The organism is Kingella bonacorsii, assembly GCF_016623605.1.
GTDB classification, from domain to species: domain Bacteria; phylum Pseudomonadota; class Gammaproteobacteria; order Burkholderiales; family Neisseriaceae; genus Kingella_B; species Kingella_B oralis.
Map to the genome: position 1 here is coordinate 662929 of NZ_JAEHNZ010000001.1, position 14038 is coordinate 676966.

Genomic DNA, 14038 nt, shown 5'->3' on the forward strand with positions numbered 1-14038 from the left:
AACCCCCCGCCGCGTGTTAAAATCGCGCCTTTTCATTCAACCCATTAACCGCCCCGTTATCGCCCGCCATGTCCCGAATCACCCTCACCCCCAGCCAAACCCAATTTGAAACCCAAGCCGATGAAACCATCCTAGAAGCCGCGTTGCGCCAAGGTTACAACCTGCCCAACGCCTGCCAAAGCGGTATGTGCGGAACGTGCGTTGCCCAAGTGGTGTCGGGCGAAGTGCAAATGGGCGAGTATGACGACTGCGCGCTCACCGATGAAGACGCGGCGGCGGGCATGGTGCTGCTGTGCGCCTGCCACGCGCAAGGCGATGTGGTGCTGGATTTGCCCGCCTACGAGGGCGCGAAAGCCATTGCCCCGCGCACCATGCCCGCGCGGGTGGCGCATATTGATGTGCGCGGCAAAATGGCGCTGCTGCGGCTGGTGTTGCCCAAATCGCCGCCGTTTAAATTTTACGCGGGGCAATATGCCGATATTTTGTATAAAGGCACGGTGCGCAGCTATTCGCTTGCCAACGCGCCCAGCGACAACGGCGTGATGGAGTTTCATGTGCGTCTGCGCGAGGGCGGCGTGTTTTCGCCCGCGCTGTTTTCAGGCAGCCTGAAAGTGGGCGACGTGCTGCGCGTGCGTGCGCCGCTGGGCGCGTTTACGCTTAACGAAAACAGCGATAAACCTTTGATTTTTATTGCCACGGGCACAGGCTTTGCGCCGATTAAATCGCTGCTGCAACACCTGCGCGACACCCAGCCCAGCCGCAGCGTACACCTCTACCACGGCGCGCGCGATGCCGCTGGCTTGTATGACGAAGCCGCCCTGCGCGAATTGCTGTATCAGCTGCCCAACGCGCGTTACACGCCCGTGCTGTCCCGCGCCGACGACGCTTGGCAAGGCGCGCGCGGCTACATCACGGAACACGTTTTGCAGGATTACGCCGATTTGTCGGGCTACGAGGTTTACGCCTGCGGCTCAATGGACATGATACGCGGCAGCAAGCAGGCGTTTGTTGAACAGCGCGGTCTGCCCGAAACCGCGTTTTACAGCGATGCGTTTACGCCGTATGTAGCCAGAACGGTTGAGGCAGGCTGAAAAGGGTTGCCCATGCTGTTTCGGCTAACTTATTTTAGCTTCGCAACTCCGCTTCGCTACGCAGGCTGCCTTTGGCGTTTGCAAAAATTGTAGGCAGCCTGAAAATGCAAAACCGTTTGGTGTTCTGCCAAGCGATTTTTTACTGGATAGATTGAATTTCAGGCTGCCTAACCCATCGCATCTGCTTACTACTGCCACCCCTCTCCCCTACGTTCAGCCGAACGGAGCATTCTTTTTTCGGGAAAAAGCGTGTGCTTGTCCGACGACGCACGAAGTGCGGCTAGTTCGCACGCGCCGAAAAAAGGATGCAGCCTTCGGGAAGTTTGGCGTAGCCAAACCTGCACGTCGGGGTCGCCTTTCTTTTGCTTGCTGTTCTTTGGCGAAGCAAAGAAAAGTAAGTGCCCCGTCGGCACAAGACGCATGGTTAAAGCTACACTCAAAGCTAACCACAAAGCCCCAACCCATTTTTCAGGCTGCCCCCACCATTTCACAAAAATCCCCCTCACCTAAAAACATCCCCCCCCCACCATGCTCACCAAAAAATCCGCCACCCACATCGCCTACCTGCGCGTGCTCGCCTTTGCCATCGCCGCCTTTGTGGTCAACACCACCGAATTCATCCCCGTTGCCATGCTCACCGACATCGGCAAAGGCTTCAACCAATCCGCCGCCGACACGGGCATGATGATTACCGTGTACGCATGGATAGTCTCGCTTTCCTCTCTGCCGCTGATGCTGCTGTTTGCCCCAATGGAACGGCGCAAACTGCTGCTGATTTTGTTTGCCGTATTTATCGCGGGGCACGCGCTGTCGGTTGCCGCGTGGAGCTTTCCCGTGTTGCTGGTTTCGCGCGTGATGATTGCGCTTACCCACGCGCTGTTTTGGGCGATTACCGCCGTGCTGGTGATGCGCGTTGCCCCGCGCGGCAAACGGCAGCAAGCCTTGGGCTGGATGTCTCTGGGTTCGGCGATGGCAACCGTGTTGGGGCTGCCGTTGGGGCGCATCATTGGGCAAGCGTTGGGCTGGCGCGCTACTTTTGCCCTGATTGGCATCCTTGCCATTGGCGTGATGCTGTTGCTGATGAAAATACTGCCGCGCTTGGAAAGCAAAAATTCAGGCTCGCTCGAGAGCCTGCCGCTGCTGGCAAAACGCCCGCACCTGCTCGGCTTATACGCGCTCACCATCATGATGGCAACCGCGCATTTCACCGCATACAGCTACATTGAACCCTACGCGCTCACCATCACGCAGCTTTCGGAGCAAATGACCACTTGGGTGCTGCTGTTGTTCGGCGTGTCGGGCATGGTGGCGAGCATGCTGTTTGCCCGCTTTTATCCGCGCCATCCCAACCCCACGCTGCTTGTCTCGGGCACAATCGTGCTGCTGTCGCTGCTGCTGTTGCAACCACTAGGGCACAACCCCGCCGCGCTGTTTGCGCTGATTTTCGCATGGGGCATCGGCATCGCCTGCGTGAGTTTGAGCATGATTGGGCACGTGATGCGCTATGCGCCCGATGCCGCCGATGTTGCCAATTCCATCTACTCCGCTTGCTACAACGTGGGCATTGGCGGCGGCGCGTTGCTCGGCGGCATGGTGATGCGCGCGCCCACGCTGGGGCTAGCAAGCGTGGGCTGGGTGGGCGCGGCGTTGGCGGCGTGTGCACTCGCGCTGTTTGTGTGGACGCAGAAGCGGTTTCAGGCTGCCTCGGATAGCGATGGCGATACGGATGCGCCCAAGGCAGCCTGAAAACATAATCCAACCCGCGTGCAAATACTTTTCAGGCTGCCTATTCCGCGCAACAAGGCAGCCTGAAACGCAGTCCAATCAAACCAACGCCCTAATGGAGCGGCGACGGCTCGTCGCCAAAAAAACGCTTGCCGCCCCGCCCCAATTATTTTCAGGCTGCCTCAAATAACGATGCCGATACCCCCAAGGCAGCCTGAAACGGAACAACCCCATGAAAATCATCAGCAAATTTAAAGATTTCTACGATTTCAAAGTCGCCAAATACGGCATAGACCCGATTTTGATTTTTGACCGCCGCGCCCGCGCCGATTTGCCCGCGCCCAAGCAGCTGCCCGACCGCATCAAAATCGCCGGCAAAGGCTTTGACGCCAAGCGCTCGTTTCGCCCCAAAATGAAAAAATAGCCCAAAGGCAGCCTGAAAAAAGCAAACCGTTTCGCGTGCTGCCAAACGCTTTTTTACCGGATAGATTGGCTTTCAGGCTGCCCAACAAAAATCAGCGCAAAACAAAAAAGCCGCCCATCCGGGGCAGCTTTGTTTACCGTTTACCGCAATCGCTCACTCACACTTCAACTTCTGCGCAATGTCGCCAAAATGCGTATCCGCGTAAACACACATCTCCTCGCGCTGTTTCTGCGTGGCATCGTGCAGCGAATGCTTCAAAACCATCGTGTTGGTGGCATGAAACGAAGAAGGCGACTCGCCCGCCTTGGCAAAACACGCATCCGCGCGTTTAAAATACGCCTCGCAGCTGGCAGGCAAATTGTTCAAATGATGCCCGCCATGCTCATGCCCCTCGTGCGCCCAAGCCGAAGCCGTTGCCAAAGCCAACACAACAGCGGTTAAAGATACTTTTTTCATTTCTCACACTCCATTTAATCGTTAAAAATCAGTTGTTATAAAAACCTTGCCAAATCTCCGAAAACACCGCTTGTTAAGAATGTTTCTCAAAAACTTAGCCGCGCCATCATAAAGAACCTTATCCCTGCTGTAAAGAATAATAGGTTGATTGACAATGTAAAAACGATTACGGCAGCCTGAAACCGAGTATGCAAAATGATAGACCTCCACACCCATTCCACCATATCCGACGGCGCACTCACGCCTACGCAACTGGTGCAGGCCGCCGCACAAAACGGCTGCCGCCTGCTCGCCCTCACCGACCACGACCACACGGGCGGGCTTGCCGAAGCCCGCACCGAAGCCGCCCGCCACCGCATCCAGTTTATCAACGGCGCAGAAATCTCCGTAACATGGCGACACCGCACCATCCACATCGTCGCGCTAGACTTTGACGAACACAACAACAGCCTGCAAACCCTGCTCGCCCAAGTGCGCCAAGGGCGCATAGCACGCCTGCACCAAATCGCCGCCAAGCTCGCTAAACACGGCATTTCAGGCGCAGCCGAAGGCGCGCTCGCCCTCGCCGCCAACCCCGAAATGGTCTCGCGCACCCACATCGCCGACTGGCTGGTGCAACAAGGGCACGCCCGCAACAAACAACAAGCCTTCACGCGCTATTTGGGCGATGGCAAAAGCGCATCCGTGCGCCACCAATGGGCGGAACTCCCCGCCGCCATCGCCGCCATCCAAGATGCAGGCGGCATCACCGTCATCGCCCACCCCATGCGCTACAACCTCTCCGCCACCGCACGGCGCAACCTGTTTGACGAATTTCGCGCCCTCGGCGGGCACGGCATGGAAGTGCACAACGGCTCATGCAGCGCAAACGACCGCCTCAACTACGCCCAAGCCGCCGCGCGCCACGGCTTGCTCGCCAGCGCAGGCAGCGATTTTCATCGCCCACACGATTACAGCGGCGGCGTGCTGGGCGCGTGCCCCGAATTGCCGGGCATCTGCCAACCCGTTTGGGAACACTTCAAACAGCCGTTTCGGCAGCCTGCGTAGCGAAGCGGCGTTGCGAAGCTAAAACGGGTAACCGCGCAACGCCAAAGGCAGCCTGAAAACCCATTCAGCCCGCCGCCCAATCCCCTATAATCACCTTTTCCACTCAACATCCCCAACAGAAAGCCCCACCATGTCCACCCAAACCGTCAAACACCTCACCGATTACCGCCCCCTCGCCCACCGCATCCCCCAAGTACACCTCACCTTCCACCTCTCCCCCACCGCCACCACCGTAGAAGCCGAGCTACACGTTGTCCCACAGCCCAACGCCCCGCAAAGCCTCACGCTTGATGGCAGCGCAACGCTGTTATCCCTATCGCTCAACGGCGAAGCGCAGCCTGAAACCGCCTACACCCAAACCGCCGAAAGCCTCACCCTCCACCGCGTGCCATCCGAGCCGTTCACGCTTCACATCACCACCCAAATCAACCCCGAAGCCAACCAAACCCTCAACGGACTCTACGCCTCAGGCGGCAATCTCTACACCCAATGCGAACCCGAAGGCTTTCGCACAATAACGTACTACCTAGACCGCCCCGACAACATGGCGGTGTTTACCACCAAAATCATCGCCGATGCCGCGCAATACCCCGTGTTGCTGTCCAATGGCAATCTGGTCGATTCAGGCAGCCTGAAAAACGGGCAACACTACGCCATCTGGCACGACCCATTCGCCAAGCCCTCCTACCTTTTTGCGCTGGTGGCAGGCGATTTAGCCGTCAACCGCGACACCTTCACCACCCAAAGCGGGCGCGAAGTCGCCATCCAGTTCTACACCCGCGCCGAAGATGCCCACAAAGTCGCCCACGCCATGCAATCGCTCAAACACGCGATGCGCTGGGACGAAACCCGCTTTGGCTTGGAATACGATTTAGACGTGTTCATGGTCGTTGCCGTAGGCGACTTCAACATGGGCGCGATGGAAAACAAAGGCTTAAACATCTTCAACACCAAATATGTGCTGGCGGACGCGCACACCGCCACCGATGCCGACTTTGAAGGCGTAGAAAGCGTCATCGGACACGAATACTTCCACAACTGGACGGGCAACCGCGTAACCTGCCGCGACTGGTTTCAGTTGTCTTTAAAAGAAGGCTTAACCGTGTTCCGCGACCAAGAATTTTCGGGCGATAGAGCCAGCCGCGCCGTGCGCCGCATAGAAAACGTGCAAGCCCTGCGCCAATTCCAATTCGCCGAAGATGCCAGCCCGATGGCACACCCCGTGCGCCCTGCCAGCTATGTGGAAATGAACAATTTTTACACCGCCACCGTGTATGAAAAAGGCGCGGAAGTGGTGCGCATGTATCACACCCTGTTGGGCGAAGCGGGCTTCCAGCGCGGCATGAAGCTCTATTTTGCCCGCCACGACGGGCAAGCCGTAACCTGCGACGACTTCCGCGCCGCGATGGCGGATGCCAACGGCGTGAACCTAGACCAATTTACCCTGTGGTACAGCCAAGCCGGCACGCCCACGCTCGACGTTTCAGGCAGCCTGAAAGCCAACGGCGACTACGTTTTGCACATCAAGCAAACCCTGCCTGATACCTCCGATATGCCCGCCACCGCCAAACAGCCGATGATGATACCCGTCAAAACCGCCCTGTTTAACGAACACGGCGAGCAGGTGGCGTTTAGGCAGCCTGAAAATAGTCAAACCAATATTTCAGGCTGCCTCAACACAGCGGGCACACAAGGGCAGCCTGAAACCGTCCTAATCCTCACCCAAGCCGAGCAAACCTTCGTGTTGCAGCCTAAAACGCCCGCCCAAAGCATCACCCCCTCCCTGCTGCGCGGCTTCTCCGCCCCCGTGCACCTCAATTTTGACTACACCGACGACCAACTCGCCCTGCTGCTTGCCCACGACACCGACCCCTACGCCCGCTGGGAAGCCGCGCAAACCCTATACCGCCGCGCCATCGCCGCCAACGAAGCCGCGCTAGCAAACGGCATACCGCCCGCCCAGCCCACCGCCCTCATCAACGCCCTGCGCCAAGCCATCAGCGATACCGCGCTAGACCCCGCCTTCAAAGCCCTGCTGCTCAAAGTCCCCGCCGAAAGCGAACTATGGAGCGAGCGCGACCACATCAACCCCGTGCAAACCACCGCCGCCCGCGAAGCCCTGCTGGATGCCCTCGCCCAAGCCCTGCACGGCGAACTGCTTGCCGCCGCCCTCAACGCCCGCGAAGCCGAGCAAGCCGATAAACGCGGCAAACACATCGCCGTGTACGAATACACCCCCGAAGATGCCGCCCAACGCGCCCTGCAATACGCCAGCTTCAACCTCATCTGTCGCTACGACGAGCAAGCCACCATAGAGCAAGTGTTTGAACACTATGACGAAATGGCACGCAAAAACATGACCCACGAATGGGGCATCCTCTCCGCCATCAACCACAACCCCGATGACAAACGCAACCAACTGCTCGCCCGCTTCGCCGCCAAATTCGCCGACCAACCCCTTGTGATGGACAAATATTTCAGCCTCATCGCATCCAGCCGCCGCAGCGACACGCTCGCCCAAGTTCAAGCTGCCCTGCACCACCCCCAGTTTGCCCTCACCAACCCCAACAAAGTGCGCGCCCTCATCGGCACATTCGCCCGCAACACCCCGCATTTTCACGCCGCCGATGGCTCGGGCTACGCCTTTGTGGCGCAAAAAATCTGCGAAATCAACGCCTTCAACCCACAAATCGCCGCAGGGCTGGCACGCGCGTTTAACCTGATGAAACGCCTAGAACCGCACCGCCAAAACCTGATGCGCAACGAACTCGCCAAGCTCGCCGCCATGGAAAGTTTGTCCAAAGACGTGCGCGAAATTGTGGAGAAAATTTTGGGCTAGACAGCCAGAAACATGTTGAACTGCACGTTTTAGCTTTGCTGAAACTCGCTTCGCTCATTTTCAGGCTGCCTAATCGCTTTTGCAAAGGCAGCCTGAAACCTTATCCGCCCAATAAAAACCGTTTGGCTTAACACCAAACGGTTTGGTTTGTCGGGCGGAAATCTTTGCAAAACGGCAACCGATGGCGCATCGGCGGCTCGCCGATATTTTGACGAACCCGTGATGCGATGTTTAATAAGCCGTTAGCGACGAGCCACTGCCGTTCTATTTTGCTTTTCTGGCTGCCTCAACGCGGGCGGGATGCTGAGGCAGCCTGAAAACTGTATCCGCGCTTTCTACGGCTTGCTGGCAAGCCGTGCGCTGGCTAAGCATTTTCAGGCTGCCTGTTGCAATGAATGAGCAGCCTGAAACGTGTTGAACCGCACGTTTTCAGGCTGCCTCTAATCAGCAAATTACCGCCCTGCCCCACTCGCCGCCATCTCATCAAACTTCGGCATCAGCATGGCAGCATTGCCCGCTTTCGGCTCCCATTTGCTTTCCACGCGCCATTTGCCTTGCGTGTCTTCCAGCCGCAAATACCAATGCACGGCGGGCGGCAAGGCGTTGAAGGTGGCGGTGTATTCGGTTTTGTCTCCCGATTGCGGCGCGTTGCTGGCTTTCAGTGGCACGGTTTGGTCGTAGGCTTTTTTGGCGGGATGCAGCAGCAGCAGTTGCATGGGCACGTTTTTGTCAAAATCGCCGCTGATAAAGATTTTGGCGGCGGTGCCATCTTGGTTAAACAACACTTGCGCTTGAATATGGCGTTGGGCGGCGGCTTCATCGCGCTCAATCTGCATATTGATGTATTTGCCTTCTTTGTAGTAATCGTCGGTTACCATTTCGTCGGCGTGGGTTTTGGCAAGGTAAAAGGTGTAAAACCCTGCCACGACTACGGCGGCAGGCCCGCTCATCAGTATCCACGGCCAGCGGTGTTTGTACCACGGGGCGGGTTTGGTGGGCTGCGGCGTGATGGTTTGCTGTGGACCGGTCATGCTTATTCTCCGATGAAAATGGATTTTTCCTGCAACACGCGCGCTTCGTTTTCAGGCTGCCCTGCCACGCGGTATTTGAAAGTGAACTGGATGGGATGGCTGCCTTTTTCGGCGTATTCAGGCTGCGTTGCCACTTGCACGGGGATGGTGATGATGTCGCCGCCTTTGATGCTGATGCCGTTTTCAGGCAGCCCTGTGAGGCGGATGTCGTCCAGCCCCGACACGCTGGCTTGGATGATTTGCGTTTGTTCGCTGGCGTTGCTGATGCTCAGGTTGTAGCTGTTTTCCAGCAAGCCTTCTTTGTTTTCGCGCACCATCACGCCACGGTCTTTAATCACGTCAATTTGCACGGTGGCGCGGGTTGCTAGCCCCACACATAGACCAATTACCGCCACCAGCAACACAACGCCGTAGCCCACCACTTTGGGGCGCAGCAGGCGTTTTTTCACATCGGCATCGGTGTATTCGTGTTTGAGCACGGCTTCGGTGGTGTAGCGGATTAAGCCGCGCGGGTAACCCATTTTGTCCATGATTTCGTCGCAGGCATCAATGCAGGCGGCGCAACCGATGCATTGGTATTGCAGGCCGTCGCGGATGTCGATGCCGGTGGGGCACACTTGCACGCACATGGTGCAGTTGATGCAATCGCCCAGCTGGGTATCTTCTTTGCTGGCGGTTTTTTTGCGCGCGCCGCGTGGTTCGCCGCGTTCCGCGTCGTAGGAAATTACCAGCGTGTCGTGGTCAAACATCGCGCTTTGGAAGCGGGCGTAGGGGCACATGTGCAGGCACACTTTTTCGCGCAAAATATGCCCGAACAGCCAGGTTACGAAACCGTAAAAAGCGGCAGTGCCCAGCGCAACGCTGCCTGCCGTGCCCGCGAAAATGGCGGGCACAAATTGGCGAATCGGCACAAACCAGCCTGCAAAGGTAATCCCCGTCCACGCGGCAACGATAAAGATAATGAGGTATTTCAACGCTTTGATGCGGATTTTGTGGAAATGCCACGGTTCTTTGTCCAGTTTCAGGCGTTTGTTGCGGTCGCCTTCAACCAAGTGGTCTATCCACAGCATGATTTCGGTATAGACGGTTTGCGGGCAAGAATAGCCGCACCACAGCCGCCCCGCGATGGTGGTCCACCAAAACAGCCCGAAGGCGGATACAATCATCAAGCCCGCCAGATAAAGCATATCGGCGGGTTCCAGCACCATGCTGAACAGGTAAAAATGGCGCTCTTCGATGTTGAACAACACGGCTTGCCGCCCGTGCCACATAATCCACGGCATGCCGTAGAAAAAAAGCTGGGTGGCGACAATCATCAACACACGCAGGTTGGCAAATTTGCCGATGGCGCGCTTGGGATGAATGCGTTTGCTGCTGTGAAATTGGATGACTTGCTCTTTGACTGCGGGCTTAGCGGCGGGCTTGGGATTGGGTTTAGGCGCGGGCTGGGGCGTTTCAGGCTGCCCTTGGGGGGTAGATGGCATGGTGTGTTCCTTTTGGGGTTTTTGGTGGTTTTATGTGGCTTTTGATTATACGGGGAAATGTGATTGATGGGGTTTGCGGGGGGAATAGCTTTTGACAAAAGGTAGCCTAAAAATAGGGCTGAAACCGTATAAGTAGGTCGGGCATTTATGCCCGACGTTTTTGGTTGTGCCGTATGTAAAATAGATTAGCGTTTGTTGGGCATAAATGCCCGACCTACAAACTTTTCAGGCTGCCTATCGGTTATCCCCAATAGGCAGCCTGAAAACGGTTTACGCGGATGGTTACATCATTTTCAGCCGTGCGATGCGGTTGTCTAAGCTGGGGTGGGTGCTGAGCAGCGAATCTTTGGCTTCGCTGGCGATGCCCATGGCGGTCATGTCTTGCGGCAGGTCGCTGCTGTGCCCTTTCAGGCGTTGCAGGGCGGCAATCATTTTGGGCGCGCCCACCAGTTTGGCTGCGCCTGCGTCGGCGCGGTATTCGCGCTGGCGGCTGAACCACATCACGATAAAGCTGGCCAGGAAGCCGAACAGGATTTGCAGCACGAAGTTCACCAGCATATAGATGCCGTTGTTACTCGATTCGCTGTCGTTGCGCCCTTGCGCCACCATGCTGGCGATGATGCGGGCGAAGAAGACAACAAACGTGTTCACCACGCCTTGAATCAGCGTGAGCGTTACCATGTCACCGTTGCCGACGTGTGCCATTTCGTGCGCCAACACGGCTTCCACTTCGTCGCGCGTCATGCTGTTGAGCAAGCCTGTGGACACGGCAACCAGCGAGCTGTTGCGGGTTGCGCCTGTGGCGAAGGCGTTGGGTTCGGGCGATTGGTAGATGGCGACTTCGGGCGTTTTCAAGTTCCATTGCTGGGCTTGGTTTTGCACGGTTTGCAGCAGCCATGCTTCCACTTCGCTGCGCGGCGTGGTGATGACTTGCGCGCCCACGGAGTGCTTCGCCATGGTTTTGGACAGCAGTAGGGAGATGATGGAGCCGGTGAAGCCGACTACGGCGGCGTAGGCGAGCATTTGTCCCATGCCGCCGCTGCGGGAGTTGATGCCCAGCACGCTTAACACGATGCTGATAACGAGGATGACGGCAAGGTTGGTGGCAAGAAAAAGGGCGATGCGTTTCATGTGTGTTCCTTTGTGGGTGGTGGTTTTAACTTCGTTGGCGCCTTGGGTTTCAGGCTGCCTTGGGTGGCTTGTTCGGGTGCGGTGTAAAAAGGGCGGATAGTAATGGATATGCGGCGTTTGTCAAAGTGGGGGGATGTGAAAAACTATGCAAAGAGCGGGATGGATTGAGGCAGCCTGAAACGCAATCGATGGAGCGGCGAGAGTTCGTTACCAAATGGTGTATTAAAACGGCACAGGTTGAGCCCTTTGCAAAACCTCTAAGGCAGCCTGAAATCTAAAAGGGAAACGGCAGCGGCTCGCAATCAAAATAGCCTGAAACCTTTATAAAACGCTTCAACTTATCCAACGTCATTCCCGCCTGCGCGGGAATGACGGCATTTTTTGTTTTTCAGGCTGCCACTAGGGTTTTGCAAAGCGTTCAGCCTATTCTATTAAAGCGGGTCGCCGACGCGCCATCGGTTGCAGGTTTGCCAAAGGTTTCAGCTTGGCAACATCGGCGAGCATTTTCGTTTTCAGGCTGCCTGAAAGCGTGCCAACACTTCGCTGTGCAGCATCGCGCCTTGCAGGCAGGCATCGGAGCGGATGTTGGCCACGGCAATGCAGCGGTTTTGGCTGTCGGCGATGACTGCCCATGCGGGGCGCAGGGCGGGCGGAACGCCGTGTTCTTGCAGCAGTTGGAACACGTTTTTATGCCCGCGCCCATGCGGCAGGGCGATGCTGTCGTGTTTGCTGGCGCATCGGAGGCAGCCTGAAAGCGTGCGCACGGCATCGTTTTCAGGCTGCCATGTCAAGTCTGCTTGTGCGGCAATGGTTTTCAGGCTGCCGATTTGTGGCTGCTGCCATGCAAGGCTGCTGAACAGACGGTTGGGCAGCGGAAACAGGATTTGGCGGTGCAACAGCGCTTTGCCGTGCGGCAGCTGCCATGTGGCGCTGTGGGCGGCTTGGTCTAGCACTCGGGCGAAGTCGGCAAGGCTGCGTTTGCCGGGCGTGCCTAGGTTGTGCGCATGGGCGAAGCGGTGCAGCATTTGGCGGCGGCGCAGCGGGCTGAGTTGCTGCCATGCGGGGCGGGAGAATTGGCGAGCGGGCGTGTGGATGCGCTGCCAGTCTTCGGCGATAATTTCGTTTAACAGCGCGTGTTCGTCTTGCAGCGTGGCGATGGTGGTTTGGATATGGGCGGCGGCGTGCGGCAGCCTGAAAACGAGTTGCGGCAGCATTTGGTGGCGCAGCCAGTTGCGCAGCAGGCCGGGGTCTTGGTTGCTGCTGTCGTTCACATGGGCGAGACCGTGCGCGGCGGCGTAGGCTTCGATTTCAGCGCGGCTGTAAGCCAGCAGCGGGCGCAGCAGGGTTTTGCCTTGCCACTCGCGGCTGGGCGGCATGGCGGCTAGGGCGCGGATGCCGCCGCCGCGCAGGGCGGCAAGGAAAAAGGTTTCGATTTGGTCGTCTTGATGATGCGCCAGCGCGACGACATCGCAGGGCTGCGCGGCGAACACGGCATAGCGGGCGGCGCGGGCGGCGGCTTCTATGCCCTGCCCTTTGGGCCGGACGCGCACGCGCTCGGCGGCAAACGGAACGCTTAATCGGGCGCAGGCTTCGCGGCAAAAGTCTAGCCATTGGTCGGCATCGGGGTTTAAGCCGTGGTGAACGTGTACCGCGGATAGGGTGAACGGGTGGCTGGCGCGCAAACCGGCGAGTAGATGCAGCAGCACGATGGAATCCACGCCGCCGCTGAGGGCGAGGCAGATGCGTTGATGCGCGGGGATGTGCGGGGCGATGGCTTGGGGGGTGAGCGGCATGGTTTCGCAATAGAAAAAGGAGGGTTCAAGGCAGCCTGAAACGGAGTTCAGCGCTAAAAATGTTGTGTCAAGTTCCAATGGGCGATATGACTGCTTATCCAATACAGCCCATTTTTTTTACGTTTATAAAACGCACAAACGGCGAAACGCCGCAAGCGGGGATGGGCGGGCTTGCGGCGTTTCTAAATTTAAGCCCCGGTGGTTGGGGGGTAGGGCTTAAATCTGCGGCGGATTATAGTGAAGCGGGGGGTTTTGCGCAAGCGAAATTTGAGGGATGTGGAATTTTGTTGGCGCAGCGCGGGCAAGCAAACGGTGTGGACGCAGATTGCGTTGGCGCAACGTATAAAGGTAAAGACTTGGCGCAGCATTAGGCAGCCTGAAAACAAAAAACACGCTTCGCTTGCCGGCAAAACGTGTTTTCTAGCGCAACAGCCGTTTCAGGCTGCCTCAGTTATTTTCCAATCATGCGGTTGATGATTTTTTCGCCTTTCGCCTGATGCACAACCGCCATCACGATATGCCCCAGCGCCAGCGCGAACAGCAAAAAGCCGAGCTTGCCATGCAGCGCGTTGCCTAAGTTGGTCATCCAGTCCACTTGCACGGGGGCTTTTTGCATGATGGTCATGCCGAACACAACCAAATCGCCGCGCGTTGAGCCTGCTTGACGAATCAGAGCAATCGCGGGCACGGCAATCATCAGCGCGTAAATGGCAGCGTGTCCCAGTTTCACCGGCAGCGTGCCGTGCGGACGGTTTTTCGCGTTCATCGCCGCCCAAATCACGCGCAGCGCCACCAAAATGGTGAGCACGAAGCCTGTCGTTTTGTGCGCGCCCATCCAGCTGTAATTTTCTTGTTTGAATTGAATCGCCGTAAACAGCATAAAGGCAAACGCCGCCGCCATCGTCCAGTGGAAAAAGCGGCTTACCGCGCCGTAGTATTGGGTGTTATCCATGAGTGTTCCTTATCGTTTGTTGTTAAAAAAGCGCGGATTATAGCCGAATCGGCTTGCCGCGCCGT

At 57.4% G+C, this 14038-nt stretch carries 13 protein-coding genes; 7 read left to right on the forward strand and 6 right to left on the reverse strand.

The annotated features are described in order from the left end of the window. Positions 1–68 precede the first annotated feature (68 nt). The 4 genes from JDW22_RS03520 (at position 69) to JDW22_RS03535 (ending at position 3240) form a co-directional block, all read left to right on the forward strand. Positions 69–1091: a 2Fe-2S iron-sulfur cluster-binding protein gene (locus JDW22_RS03520; RefSeq protein WP_200521725.1), complete on the forward strand. Its 1023-nt coding sequence runs from the start codon at positions 69–71 to the stop codon at positions 1089–1091. A gap of 528 nt (positions 1092–1619) precedes the next feature. Beyond that, a complete protein-coding gene (locus tag JDW22_RS03525; protein ID WP_200521726.1) occupies positions 1620–2837 on the forward strand; it encodes a sugar transporter in 1218 nt (405 codons plus the stop codon). Next, positions 2806–3006 (forward strand): hypothetical protein, encoded by a 201-nt coding sequence (locus JDW22_RS03530; RefSeq protein ID WP_200521727.1) that lies wholly within the window; start codon positions 2806–2808, stop codon positions 3004–3006. The genes JDW22_RS03525 and JDW22_RS03530 overlap by 32 nt, the downstream gene beginning before the upstream one ends. 42 nt (positions 3007–3048) lie before the next feature. Continuing rightward, entirely contained in the window at positions 3049–3240 is a 192-nt protein-coding gene (locus JDW22_RS03535; protein ID WP_200521728.1) for a hypothetical protein, read from the forward strand. Positions 3241–3393: 153 nt separating this feature from the next. Here JDW22_RS03535 and JDW22_RS03540 read toward each other — a convergent pair whose 3' ends face one another. Beyond that, entirely contained in the window at positions 3394–3696 is a 303-nt protein-coding gene (locus tag JDW22_RS03540) for a hypothetical protein (RefSeq protein ID WP_200521729.1), read from the reverse strand. A gap of 195 nt (positions 3697–3891) precedes the next feature. Between JDW22_RS03540 and JDW22_RS03545 the strand changes: the two genes are divergently transcribed. Continuing rightward, entirely contained in the window at positions 3892–4743 is an 852-nt protein-coding gene (locus JDW22_RS03545; protein WP_200521730.1) for a PHP domain-containing protein, read from the forward strand. A gap of 130 nt (positions 4744–4873) precedes the next feature. Then, complete coding sequence (gene pepN / locus JDW22_RS03550) at positions 4874–7582, forward strand: aminopeptidase N (RefSeq protein WP_200521731.1); 2709 nt, start codon at positions 4874–4876, stop codon at positions 7580–7582. A gap of 452 nt (positions 7583–8034) precedes the next feature. On the opposite strand, the gene JDW22_RS03555 is transcribed toward pepN, so the two are convergent. From JDW22_RS03555 to tilS, 4 genes are all read right to left on the reverse strand, one after another. Beyond that, positions 8035–8613, reverse strand: a complete 579-nt coding sequence (locus tag JDW22_RS03555) for a FixH family protein (protein ID WP_200521732.1) — start codon at positions 8611–8613, stop codon at positions 8035–8037. Between the two features lie 2 nt (positions 8614–8615). Then, positions 8616–10097: a cytochrome c oxidase accessory protein CcoG gene (gene ccoG / locus JDW22_RS03560; RefSeq protein ID WP_200521733.1), complete on the reverse strand. Its 1482-nt coding sequence runs from the start codon at positions 10095–10097 to the stop codon at positions 8616–8618. A 282-nt stretch (positions 10098–10379) separates the two neighbouring features. Continuing rightward, positions 10380–11228 (reverse strand): protease HtpX, encoded by an 849-nt coding sequence (gene htpX, locus JDW22_RS03565; RefSeq protein WP_200521734.1) that lies wholly within the window; start codon positions 11226–11228, stop codon positions 10380–10382. A gap of 512 nt (positions 11229–11740) precedes the next feature. Beyond that, a complete protein-coding gene (tilS, locus tag JDW22_RS03570; RefSeq protein ID WP_235964722.1) occupies positions 11741–13099 on the reverse strand; it encodes a tRNA lysidine(34) synthetase TilS in 1359 nt (452 codons plus the stop codon). Positions 13100–13297: 198 nt separating this feature from the next. Between tilS and JDW22_RS03575 the strand changes: the two genes are divergently transcribed. Continuing rightward, positions 13298–13495 carry a hypothetical protein gene (locus tag JDW22_RS03575; RefSeq protein ID WP_200521735.1) on the forward strand — a complete coding sequence of 66 codons (198 nt, stop codon included), beginning with the start codon at positions 13298–13300 and terminating at the stop codon, positions 13493–13495. On the opposite strand, the gene JDW22_RS03580 is transcribed toward JDW22_RS03575, so the two are convergent. Continuing rightward, positions 13473–13973 carry a cytochrome b gene (locus JDW22_RS03580; RefSeq protein WP_200521736.1) on the reverse strand — a complete coding sequence of 167 codons (501 nt, stop codon included), beginning with the start codon at positions 13971–13973 and terminating at the stop codon, positions 13473–13475. The two genes, JDW22_RS03575 and JDW22_RS03580, sit on opposite strands and share 23 nt — an antisense overlap. Positions 13974–14038: the final 65 nt, after the last annotated feature.

What these genes read in the sequence shown, in the direction of transcription:
- JDW22_RS03520 (WP_200521725.1), top strand. Translation starts at nt 69, where the DNA reads ATGTCCCGAATCACCCTCACCCCCAGCCAAACCCAATTTGAAACCCAA.
- JDW22_RS03525 (WP_200521726.1), top strand. Translation starts at nt 1,620, where the DNA reads ATGCTCACCAAAAAATCCGCCACCCACATCGCCTACCTGCGCGTGCTC.
- JDW22_RS03530 (WP_200521727.1), top strand. Translation starts at nt 2,806, where the DNA reads ATGGCGATACGGATGCGCCCAAGGCAGCCTGAAAACATAATCCAACCC.
- JDW22_RS03535 (WP_200521728.1), top strand. Translation starts at nt 3,049, where the DNA reads ATGAAAATCATCAGCAAATTTAAAGATTTCTACGATTTCAAAGTCGCC.
- JDW22_RS03540 (WP_200521729.1), bottom strand. Translation starts at nt 3,696, where the DNA reads ATGAAAAAAGTATCTTTAACCGCTGTTGTGTTGGCTTTGGCAACGGCT.
- JDW22_RS03545 (WP_200521730.1), top strand. Translation starts at nt 3,892, where the DNA reads ATGATAGACCTCCACACCCATTCCACCATATCCGACGGCGCACTCACG.
- pepN (WP_200521731.1), top strand. Translation starts at nt 4,874, where the DNA reads ATGTCCACCCAAACCGTCAAACACCTCACCGATTACCGCCCCCTCGCC.
- JDW22_RS03555 (WP_200521732.1), bottom strand. Translation starts at nt 8,613, where the DNA reads ATGACCGGTCCACAGCAAACCATCACGCCGCAGCCCACCAAACCCGCC.
- ccoG (WP_200521733.1), bottom strand. Translation starts at nt 10,097, where the DNA reads ATGCCATCTACCCCCCAAGGGCAGCCTGAAACGCCCCAGCCCGCGCCT.
- htpX (WP_200521734.1), bottom strand. Translation starts at nt 11,228, where the DNA reads ATGAAACGCATCGCCCTTTTTCTTGCCACCAACCTTGCCGTCATCCTC.
- JDW22_RS03580 (WP_200521736.1), bottom strand. Translation starts at nt 13,973, where the DNA reads ATGGATAACACCCAATACTACGGCGCGGTAAGCCGCTTTTTCCACTGG.